This is a genomic window from Desulfurella sp., from assembly GCF_023256235.1.
Lineage (GTDB): Bacteria > Campylobacterota_A > Desulfurellia > Desulfurellales > Desulfurellaceae > Desulfurella.
Window position 1 is genome coordinate 6,624 of sequence record NZ_JAGDWY010000011.1, and the last position, 1,920, is coordinate 8,543.

Sequence of the window (1,920 nt, forward strand, 5' to 3'; positions counted from 1 at the left end):
GCAATGTTTGCTAATTTAAGCAAAAAAACAGGTGATATCAAATTTATAAGCATCAGAGTAAAGCGGTTTTTAAGAATATTACGAAACATCAGGTAAGCTTTATCTTTTTTATCAATACAGTCACCGTGCTCAATGTAAAATAATTTTGAATCAATATTTTCTATTAATTCTTTTTTAACAACCTCAACTTTTGGCAAAAACTTTTTTATTTTTTCAAGCCTGTATTCATGATTTCCTTCAAACAAGTAAACTTTTTTTTCATCAGATATCTTTTTAAGTAGGTTAATTAACTTAATATGTTGACAAAACAAAAATTCATAACCGTAATAAAATTCAAATAAATCACCAACTATATATATTTTATCGTATTGTTTGTATATTGCATCTAAAAAAACCAAAAATTCTTCTTCGCTTTTATAGTGTATATCTGATAAAAAAAGTGCTTTCATGCAATCTCGTTTAATCTATTTTCATTTTTTTTTCGTTTTTCTAACATAAATTTTACAATAAAATAAAAAAATACTGATACAGGTATTGCAATTATTATACTACCTAGCCATGTTATCAGGTATATATGGAAGCCTTTATGCAGTAAAAAATCAATTGAAAAGTTATTGATTACATTTAATTTAGTATTTAACAGTAAAGCACCAATTTTATATGACAATGCATAAACAAATACAGTTGTCCATGGGTTATTTAAAAGTGTGCCAATTATTATAGATATTTTGTTTAGTTGAAACAAAAAAGCAATAATAATTGCAAGTATGGTGTGAAATCCAAACGTCGGTGTTATAGAAATGAATACACCTATTGCAAATGAAAGAGCAATTTTCTTTGGTGTATCGTTTAAAGCAAACAGTTTACGAAGTAAATTTTTTATTTTTTTTACCCCCTAAACCAGATAAGAGTTTTTCTATAAGTGTTTGTTTCTTTTCAAAATCAATTAGTTTATTTAAAGCAATTTTGTTATTTGGTTCCCACTCCAAAATTTCTTGATATACTTTTTTAGCTGTATTTTTTAAACCAATTCTTTCATAACAGTTTGCAAGTCCTAGCAAAGCTTCTACATTATAGTTTTCATATTCCAGCGTTTTTCTATAATAATCAATAGCCTGTTTGTAATAGCCTTTTGCCATATATGCTTTTCCAAGAAGAAAGTAAATTTTGGTATTTTTTTGAGTTTTTTGAAGTATTTTTAATGTGTTTATGGCATTGTCTATTTCGTTTTTGTTTAAAAAATCTTCTGCTTTAAAAAGAAGGTATTTTGCATAATCACTATCGATTTGTGTTTTAAATACAGTTTGTGTATTTTGATGTGAGTTTTTAATCTGATTATATGCATTTGTAATGTTCTGGAAAATACTTAATAGGTATTGCTTTTCATCATCGTTTTTTGCTAAATCTGGATGGTATTTTTTAGCTAGTTCTCTGTATGTTTTAATTACCTCATCTATACTTGCATCATTTGTTAAACCCAAAACTTTATAAGGATCCATACTACCTATCAAACATTTTTTTTAGTTTATTTAGAGCTTCTTTTTCTATTTGTCTGACCCTTTCTTTTGATATATGGTATTTTTCTCCAATTTCGTCTAAAGTATATCGCCTATCTAAGTCAAGCCCAAATCTCATTTTGATAATATCTTGTTGTCTATTGGGTAATTGTTTTAAAAGTTTTCTTAGAACATTAACGCTTGATTCATAAATAAACTCATCTTCTACAGATACGCTTTCATCTTCTAAAACATCCAGTAGATTGTTGTCACCATCTTCTCCTATGGCTTTATCTAAAGAATTAAATTTGAGCCTGCCAGCTTCAATATCTTTAATTTCTTTTTCACTAAAACCACTTACTTTAGAAGCTTCTTCATTGTCCATTTCTTCGCCAAATTCTCTAAAATAAGCATCTTTTATCTA

Annotated in this window: 4 protein-coding genes; all 4 read right to left on the bottom strand. The window is 27.0% G+C overall.

What is annotated here, in order from left to right:
- Positions 1-449, bottom strand: a 449-nt coding sequence (locus Q0C22_RS01135) for a metallophosphoesterase (RefSeq protein WP_291490254.1), incomplete at its 3' end; no start/stop codon positions are given.
- On the bottom strand, positions 446-883 hold the full coding sequence (locus tag Q0C22_RS01140) for a DUF2062 domain-containing protein (protein WP_367172078.1): 438 nt from the start codon (positions 881-883) through the stop codon (positions 446-448). The genes Q0C22_RS01135 and Q0C22_RS01140, both read right to left, overlap by 4 nt.
- Positions 864-1,499: a DnaJ domain-containing protein gene (locus Q0C22_RS01145; RefSeq protein WP_291490255.1), complete on the bottom strand. Its 636-nt coding sequence runs from the start codon at positions 1,497-1,499 to the stop codon at positions 864-866. The genes Q0C22_RS01140 and Q0C22_RS01145 overlap by 20 nt, the downstream gene beginning before the upstream one ends.
- Before the next feature lies 1 nt (position 1,500).
- Positions 1,501-1,881 (bottom strand): sigma-70 family RNA polymerase sigma factor, encoded by a 381-nt coding sequence (locus Q0C22_RS01150; protein WP_291490256.1) that lies wholly within the window; start codon positions 1,879-1,881, stop codon positions 1,501-1,503.
- Between the last annotated feature and the right edge of the window lie 39 nt (positions 1,882-1,920).